Below are 7,421 nucleotides of genomic sequence, written 5' to 3'. Positions count from 1 at the left end.
CCGAGCCTACGTCGTGACCGCCGAGCCTACGTCGTGACCGCCGAGCCTACATGTCGCCGAACGCGCTCACGCCGCGCCCGGGCGAGGAGACCTTCGAGATCCACCGCACCGCGATGGACTTCTTCAGCAGCTTCGCCGGGGTGCCGCCGAACGTCTTGATCGGCATCCCGACCACGTCGTGAGCGACCGCCTTCTCGCCGACGGAGATGACGGTCCCCTTGTCCGAGTGCTCCCACGACTGGAGGGGCGCGCCGCGGGCGGCCCGCGCGAGGTTCTCGCCGGCGACCTCGGCGGCCTGCCAGGCGGCCTGCGCGGTCGGCGGCGCCACGTCGTCGTCGCCCTGCTCGACGAGGGCGGTGTCGCCGATGGCGAACACGCGGTCGTCGCTGGTGGTGAAGTCGGAGGCTGCGTGGACCCGGTTGGAGCGCTCGTCCTTCTCGACCTCGACGTTCTCCAGCTCCGGCTGGCCCGTGATCCCGCCGGTCCAGACTAAGACGTCGTGGGCGAGCTCCTCGGCCTCCTCGTCCCCGCCGCCGCCGAGGTAGACCGCGTCCTCGTCGGCCTTCGAGATGAAGTCGCCGGTGAGGATCTCCACGTCGGCGTCCTCCAGCCGCTGGCGGAGCGCGCCCTGAAGCTGGGCGTCGTTTCCGGGGAAGACCTCGTCGAGCCCCTCGACGAGTGTGATGTTGATGGGGGCGCGGTGCTTGTCGCGGTACTCCGCTATCTCGCCCGCGGTCTGGATACCGGAGAGCCCGGCACCGCCGACGATGACCTCGACGGGGTCGGACCGGGTCGCCTCGGCCGCGGCCGACCGCACGTCCTCGTGGATCGCCTTCGCGTCGTCGAGGCTCTTGAGCTGGTGGGAGTGCTCTTTCAGACCGTCGATGCCGAAGAAGGCGGTCGTGGAGCCGACGCCGAGCAGCAGGTAGTCGTAGTCGACGGTCGTCCCGTCGTCCGTCTCGACGACTCGCTCGTCGGTGTCGACGTTGACGACCCGCCCCTGCACGAACGCCGACTCGGGCGATTTGATCTCGTCGACCGGGATGGTGATCTTGTCCGCGACCGAGGGGTTGCGGATGGCCCGGTGGACCTCGTGGAGAACGAGATGGTAGTCGTGCTCCGAGACCCACGTGAGCTCCGCCTCGCCCTCGCCGACCTCGTCTTCGAACGCCTTCGCCGCACCCGCCCCGGCGTAGCCGGAGCCGACGATGACGACCTGTGTACTCATGCCTATCGTTCCGCAGTGCGCGGGTAAAGTCGCTTTGGAACGTCCGTGAGGGCGACGAGACCGGGGGACTGCTTTCCGGTCTACAGCGAGAGCCCGGCGTGCCAGCGGTCGGCGCTCGCCTCCCGCTTGACCTCGTCCATACGCGCGAGGAGCTTCACGGCGAGGCTCGCGGTCTCGGCCGCTCGCGACTCGCCTTCCGTGCGGAACTCGCCGGTCACGCGGTTCGCGTACACCGAACAGACCGCGCCGGCACGGAGCCCGTACACGTTCGCGATCGTGAGGATCGCCGACGCCTCCATCTCGATGTTCTTCACGTTCGCGTCCCGCAACTCGGCGACCAGCTCGTCTGAGCCGGCGGCCTCGAACCCCTCGAAGCCGGGACGGCCCTGGCCGGCGTAGAAGGAGTCGGCGCTCATCGTCACGCCGGTGTGGTAGTCGTGGCCCAGCCGCTCCGCGGCGGCGACGAGCGCCGAGACGACCTCCCCGTCGGCGGCGGCCGGGTAGTCCTCGCGGACGTACTCGTCGCTCGTCCCCTCCTGCCGGACCGCACCGGTCGTGATCACGAGGTCGCCGACGTCCATCCCGGGCTGGATCGCGCCGCAGGAGCCGACTCGAATGAACGTGTCCACGCCCGCCCGGGCGAGCTCCTCGACGGCGATGGCGGCCGACGGCGAGCCGATCCCCGTCGACGTCACCGAGATCGGCGCGCCGTCGTAGCTGCCCGTCGCGGTGCGGTACTCGCGGTGGTGCGCGACCTCGTCGTGGTCGTCCCACAGCGTCGTGACCTTGTCGACGCGCTCGGGGTTGCCGGGGAGGAGCACGGCGTCGGCGACGTCGTCTGGCCCCACCTCGACGTGGTAGCCGGCCTCGTCGTTGGGGTCCTCGCTGTCGCCCGCGGCGCCGTCGCCGCCGGCGGCGCCGTCGGCGGAGGTCTCGCTTTCGTCGGTCATGTCTCCGCCCTTCGGCGAGCCGTTTAAAAGTAGTTCCGTCTCGCGATCCGCCGCCCGGCGGCTCGGCCTCCCCTCCGCCCTCAGACGTCCCTCGCGTCGTCGAGCGTTCCCTCCGAGATCGTGTTCGGGAGCAGCTCGCCGAGCGTGTACGCGCTCGTCTCGCCGTCGCCCTCGTCGCAGACGACGACGAGGTCGTCGGCCGCGAACTCCGCGAGCGTCTGCCGGCACATCCCGCAGGGGGTGACGCCGTCTCGCACCCCGGACGTGACGGCGATCCGGTCGAACTCGCGGTGGCCGTTCTTCACCGCCTCCGCGAGCGCGACCTCCTCGGCGTGGAGGCTGTTGGAGTAGTTCGCGTTCTCGATGTTACAGCCGGTGTAGACGGTCCCGTCGGCGGTTCGGAGCGCGGCGCCGACGCGGTACTCGGAGTACGGGACGTGCGCGTCGTCGAGCGCGTCGCGCGCGGCCTCGATCAGGTCCATATCCGGTCGTCGGCCGGCGGGGCGATAAGCGGTCGGGGTCGCGGCCGCGCTCCGGGTGCGCCCTCGACGCGGATCACCGCCCGGTGTCGTACTTATACGTCGCCGACTCGGGGTCGATCCCGAAGTCCTCGGGGGACTCCGTCTCGTCGCCGTCGGCCGACTCCGCCGGCTCGGCCTCCTTGAACGCCTCGCGGAAGCGGTCCGGCATCTCGAACGCGTCGACCGGGAGCCGCAGGCCGACGACGCCGCCGCCGAGGAACTCTCGCTTCTCGTCGAGCCGGTCGGAGAGCGCCGGCGGGAGCTCGTCGGTGTCGACCTCCTCGAAGCCGAACTGGGTCAGGTAGGCGGGCTGATCGGTGAGGACGTACACCGTCTCGAACCCGTCCGCGGCCGCGGTGTCGACGAGGCGCTCGACCACGTGCGCGCCGACGCCGCGACCGCGCCACTCGGGGAGCACGCCGATCCCGGTGAGCTCGATCCGGTTCTCCTCGCCCTCGTCGCCGCGGTGGAGCCGGAGCCGACCGAACCCGGCCCGGTCGCCCGACTCCTGGTCGACCGCGATCACGTAGTCCCGCGAACGGAAGGCGACGTCGTCGAGCCCGAGCCGCTCGATCGCGTCCAGTAACCACGCCTCGTCACGGTTTTTGGCGTCGCGGACGTACATACTCTCATGTACGGGGGCCGACGTAAAAACGGTTCCCCGGCCGACGTCGGCGACCGCGGCGGCGCGTGGAGGCCAGCCGGCCGCGCTCGCCGCCCCCGCGCTCAGATACCCTGTCCCATCAGGTGGCTGCGCAGCACGTCAGGCGTCTTGAGCCCGGCGTCGCTGTTGACCAGCACGACCGTCTCGTCGCCGTCGAAGAATCCGTCCTCCTTGAGCGCCCAGGCGCCGGCGGGCGCGGCGCCGCCGGTAGCGCCCATCTCCATGACCTCATTCTGGGCGACGGCGACCGCGCTCGCGAGCACGTCCTCGTCCTCGACGCCGACCGCCTTCCCGCCGCTCTCCGTGACCGCCTCGACCGCGGCCGCGCCGCCCGCGGGGTCGGCGATCTCCAGTTCGCCGCAGATCGTGTCGGGCGTCTCCCACGGCTCCGGTTCGTCGAGGCCGCGCTCGACCGCCGCCGCGATCGGCGCGCAGCCCGCCGCCTGCGCGGCGACGAGTCGCGGGACCGCGTCGACCGCGCCGACCCGCACCAGCTCGGTGAACCCCTTGTACACGCCCGCGATCACCTCGCCGGAGCCGGTGGGGACGACGACGACGTCGGGCGCGTCGCCGAGATCGGCGACCAGCTCGAACGCGAGCGTCTTGGCGCCGTCGTGGCGGTACGGCGTCGCGAACTCGCCGAGGTCGGTGTAGTCGGTCTCCAGCTGCTCGTCGACCGCCGCGGCCGCCGCGGGGAACCGGCCGCCGACCACGCGCATGTCGCCGCCGTGGACGTTCGTCATCGCCTTGTTCGAGAACGCGCACCGCGAGGGGACGAACGCGTACGAGCGCAGGTCGGCCCGGCCCGCGTACGCCGCCATCGACTGCCCGGCGTTGCCCGGGCTCGCGCACGCGAGCGGTTCGACGTCGGCGCCCTCGGCCGCCCGCGCCGCGACCGCGGTGAGCGCGACCGAGAGGCCGCGGTCGAGCACGGTCCCCGTGGGGTTCCGCCCCTCGTCTTTGACGTACACCGAATCGACGTCGAGCTCGTCGGCGAGCCGATCGGTCGGGACGAGCGGCGTCGCGCCCTCGCCGGCCGAGATCGCCGTCTCGGCCGGGAACGGGAGCAGCGCGTCGAAGCGCCAGTGGCCGCGCCCCGCGCCCGCCGGGCCGTCCTCGGGCGACCCCAACAGCGCCTCCGGGTCGACCGCGTCGTAGTCGTAGGCGGGGTCGAGCCCGCGCGCCTGCTCCTCGGCCGACACCGCCGTCGGGTCCGCGGTCTCGTGAACGCGGCCAGACGCGCGACTCTTCAGCCCGCGGAACGCCGTCGTCGTCTCCGTCGACTCCATACGCACCCTTGCGGCGGCGGCGACTAATCGCTTCTCACTCGACGCGCGGACGGGCGCGACGTCGCCGATTCGGAGCCGGTCTCTGCGGTCCGTCGGTCGGATCCGATCCGTACCGATCCGTGACTGTTGCTGAGAGGAACATATAAACTATTGTATTAGAAACATGTTCTATGACCATCCTCGTCGACTTCGGCATCTCGGTCGACCGCTTCGAGCTCGGCGGCTTCGTCGCCGACCTCGCGCTGGAGGCCGAGCTCGAACGCATCGTTCCGACCGGCGACCGCGTGATACCGTACGTGTGGGTCACCGGGGAGTCGGCGACGTTGGACTCGCTCACCGAGTCGCTAGAGGCCAGCGACAAGACGCGTTCGGTCGCCGTGCTCGACGAGCTGCTGATCGACGGCGCCGAGGAACGCCAGCGCCTCTACCGCGTCGAGTGGGTGACCGACGAGCTCGACGTCGTCAAAGGCATCGTCGACGCCGACGGCGCGGTGCTCGAAGGCAAGAGCACGAACGACTTCTGGCGGCTGCGGCTCCGGTTTCCCGACCATCAGAACGTCGCCGAGTTCTACCAGTACCTCGCCGACAACGACATCACGGAGTTCAGGATCGACAGCATCTACGAGCTGGAACAACGGTCCGACCGGGGGTCGAAGCCCTGGACGCCGGAGCAGCGCGAAGCGCTCTCCGCCGCCGCGGAGCGGGGCTACTTCGACGTTCCGCGCGACGCGAGTTTAGAGGAGATCGGAGCGGCTCTCGGGATCACCCAACAGGCCGCCTCGGAGCGCGTCCGGCGCGGGGTGCGAAACGTCGTCCACGACGCGTTGGACCTCCCGGACGCGCGTCGGAATCGCGGCTAATTAAGTATATAAAAGCGGCTTGTACGTGAAAGCCACCGACAGGGTACGGTTTGATTCGACTCCGCGACAGATCAACGAGCACTGATGACTTGGCGGCCATCTGCTATATCGACCGCGACCGCGGGAGCCGCCGCGATCGCGAACGAGACGACGACTTCCGGGTCGGGACCGCGACGGAGGTCGATCACACGAGCTTCGATTACCGAAGGACCGCGACCGTCAGCTGAGAGGGCAGGCGGCCGCGCCCGGTGCTCATGAGCGGTCGAGACCCGTCGGGGTCGGAGCCGGGTCCCGACGCGCGGGCGGGGCGATGCACCCACTGCGGCGCTCCCGCCTTCGGCCGCGTTTCGCTCGTCTTCGAGGCGGACTCCGGCTCCAGAGAGCTCGACCTGCGGCTCTGTGACCGGTGCGTGGATTCGTTCACCGCGGAACCGGACGTCCGGCTGGCGGTGTGACCGACGCGCGGTGTGACCGACGCGGTCCGGCGCGCGCGACGGCCCGATCTCCGCCCCGCGAGCGCGACTCGCCGCTCGGGACTCGCCGGGGCGCGTCCGACTCGCCGCCGCTTATAAGCTCTCGACCCGAATCGGGCGTATGGACGGAGACGCCACCGTCGTCGGCGGCGGGCTCGCCGGTCTCGTCGCGGCGACCCGGCTCGCCGAGGCGGGCGCGGACGTGACGCTGTACGAGCGACGGCCCGATGTCGGCGGACGCGTGCGGACCGAGACCGTCGACGGGTTCACTATCGACCGCGGCTTTCAGGTGCTGTTCACGAGCTACCCGGCGGTCGCGGCCGAGCTCGACGCCGACGCCCTCGACGTCCGGCGCTTCGCTCCCGGCGCGACGATCTGCCGGCCGGGATCGCGGTCGACCCTCTCGGACCCCCTCCGCGATCCCCGCGGGGCGATCCCCTCGCTCTTGAACGACGAGGTCTCGTTTTCGGACAAGCTCCGGACGCTCGCGCTCCGGTACGACCTCTCGAAGCGGGACGAGGGCGACTTCTTCGCCGGGCGGGACGACTCCATCCGCGAGTACCTCCGCGATTGGGGCTTCGCGGACGACTACGTGACCAACTTCGTCGAGCCCTTCTACGGCGGGATCACGCTCGACCGGAGCCTCTCCACCTCGAAGCAGGTGTTCGAGTACACGTTCCGCGCGATGGGCCGCGGCGCCATCGGCGTCCCCGCCGAGGGCATGACGGCGATCCCCGAGACGCTCGCCGCCCGCGCCCGCGAGGCGGGCGTGACGATCGAGACCGGCGAGGACGTCGAATCGGTCCGAACTGCGGGCCAGGGGCGGATCCCGTTCCGCACGGGACGCGCCGACGCCGAGGGGGCCACCGTCGAGCTCTCGGACGGCTCGACGCGGGAGACGGACGCGGTCGTCGTCGCCGCCACTCCGCCGGAGGCCCGGCGGCTGACCGGCGTCGAGTCGATCCCCACCGAGGCCGTTCCCAACGTCACCGGCTGGTACGCGCTCCCCGCGGGCGAGTCGTTCGAGACCGGGAAGCGGATCCTGCTCAACGCGGCCGACGAATCGCCCAACGCCGTGATACCGATGTCGGAGGTCGCCCCCGAGTACGCCCCCGACGACCGCGCGCTGCTCGCGGCGACGTTCCTCGGCGAGGCGTCGCTGGACCGCCCCGCCGACGCGCTCCGGGACGACGTCCGCGACGCCTTGGAAGCGTGGTACCCCGACCGCGGGTTCGACGGGCTAGAGACGCTCGACGTCCACCGGATCCGGTTCGCGCAGTTCGCGCAGCCGCCCGGCGTCCACGCCGACCTCCCCGACCCCGACGACCCCGAGGGTCCCGTCGTTCTCGCCGGCGACTACACGGCGTGGTCGTCGATCCAGGGCGCGCTGGAGAGCGGCCGAACGGCGGCCGCGGCCGCGGGCGACTATATATAAG

The 7,421-nt window shown here is 71.1% G+C and carries 8 protein-coding genes; 3 read left to right on the top strand and 5 right to left on the bottom strand.

Translation table 11 applies throughout. The annotated features are described in order from the left end of the window. Positions 1–46: 46 nt before the first annotated feature. The 5 genes from DJ75_RS11435 to DJ75_RS11415 form a co-directional block, all read right to left on the bottom strand. Positions 47–1,228: an NAD(P)/FAD-dependent oxidoreductase gene (locus DJ75_RS11435; protein ID WP_094524594.1), complete on the bottom strand. Its 1,182-nt coding sequence runs from the start codon at positions 1,226–1,228 to the stop codon at positions 47–49. An 80-nt stretch (positions 1,229–1,308) separates the two neighbouring features. Continuing rightward, positions 1,309–2,178, bottom strand: a complete 870-nt coding sequence (locus DJ75_RS11430; RefSeq protein WP_094524593.1) for a nucleoside phosphorylase — start codon at positions 2,176–2,178, stop codon at positions 1,309–1,311. An 80-nt stretch (positions 2,179–2,258) separates the two neighbouring features. Beyond that, a complete protein-coding gene (gene cdd, locus DJ75_RS11425) occupies positions 2,259–2,660 on the bottom strand; it encodes a cytidine deaminase (RefSeq protein WP_094524592.1) in 402 nt (133 codons plus the stop codon). A gap of 73 nt (positions 2,661–2,733) precedes the next feature. After that, positions 2,734–3,324 carry a GNAT family N-acetyltransferase gene (locus DJ75_RS11420; protein ID WP_094524591.1) on the bottom strand — a complete coding sequence of 197 codons (591 nt, stop codon included), beginning with the start codon at positions 3,322–3,324 and terminating at the stop codon, positions 2,734–2,736. A 101-nt stretch (positions 3,325–3,425) separates the two neighbouring features. Then, positions 3,426–4,652 (bottom strand): pyridoxal-phosphate dependent enzyme, encoded by a 1,227-nt coding sequence (locus tag DJ75_RS11415; protein WP_094524590.1) that lies wholly within the window; start codon positions 4,650–4,652, stop codon positions 3,426–3,428. A 170-nt stretch (positions 4,653–4,822) separates the two neighbouring features. Between DJ75_RS11415 and DJ75_RS11410 the strand changes: the two genes are divergently transcribed. The 3 genes from DJ75_RS11410 to DJ75_RS11400 all read left to right on the top strand — a co-directional run bounded on the left by DJ75_RS11410 (position 4,823) and on the right by DJ75_RS11400 (position 7,420). Further along, entirely contained in the window at positions 4,823–5,512 is a 690-nt protein-coding gene (locus DJ75_RS11410) for a helix-turn-helix domain-containing protein (protein WP_094524589.1), read from the top strand. 254 nt (positions 5,513–5,766) lie between these two features. Then, the gene (locus DJ75_RS11405) at positions 5,767–5,967 is read left to right on the top strand and encodes a hypothetical protein (RefSeq protein ID WP_141212023.1); all 201 of its coding nucleotides are present in this window, start codon (positions 5,767–5,769) and stop codon (positions 5,965–5,967) included. A gap of 139 nt (positions 5,968–6,106) precedes the next feature. Then, complete coding sequence (locus tag DJ75_RS11400) at positions 6,107–7,420, top strand: NAD(P)/FAD-dependent oxidoreductase (RefSeq protein ID WP_094524587.1); 1,314 nt, start codon at positions 6,107–6,109, stop codon at positions 7,418–7,420. Position 7,421 lies beyond the last annotated feature (1 nt).

The sequence above is a fragment of the Halorubrum sp. Eb13 genome, assembly GCF_002252895.1.
GTDB lineage: Archaea > Halobacteriota > Halobacteria > Halobacteriales > Haloferacaceae > Halorubrum.
The sequence above is the reverse complement of the archived record's forward strand: the minus strand, read 5'-3'. Positions and strand labels throughout refer to the sequence as shown.

Excerpts from the sequence above, each read along its gene's own strand:
- DJ75_RS11435 (WP_094524594.1), bottom strand. The coding sequence starts at position 1,228 with ATGAGTACACAGGTCGTCATCGTCGGCTCCGGCTACGCCGGGGCGGGT.
- DJ75_RS11430 (WP_094524593.1), bottom strand. The coding sequence starts at position 2,178 with ATGACCGACGAAAGCGAGACCTCCGCCGACGGCGCCGCCGGCGGCGAC.
- cdd (WP_094524592.1), bottom strand. The coding sequence starts at position 2,660 with ATGGACCTGATCGAGGCCGCGCGCGACGCGCTCGACGACGCGCACGTC.
- DJ75_RS11420 (WP_094524591.1), bottom strand. The coding sequence starts at position 3,324 with ATGTACGTCCGCGACGCCAAAAACCGTGACGAGGCGTGGTTACTGGAC.
- DJ75_RS11415 (WP_094524590.1), bottom strand. The coding sequence starts at position 4,652 with ATGGAGTCGACGGAGACGACGACGGCGTTCCGCGGGCTGAAGAGTCGC.
- DJ75_RS11410 (WP_094524589.1), top strand. The coding sequence starts at position 4,823 with ATGACCATCCTCGTCGACTTCGGCATCTCGGTCGACCGCTTCGAGCTC.
- DJ75_RS11405 (WP_141212023.1), top strand. The coding sequence starts at position 5,767 with ATGAGCGGTCGAGACCCGTCGGGGTCGGAGCCGGGTCCCGACGCGCGG.
- DJ75_RS11400 (WP_094524587.1), top strand. The coding sequence starts at position 6,107 with ATGGACGGAGACGCCACCGTCGTCGGCGGCGGGCTCGCCGGTCTCGTC.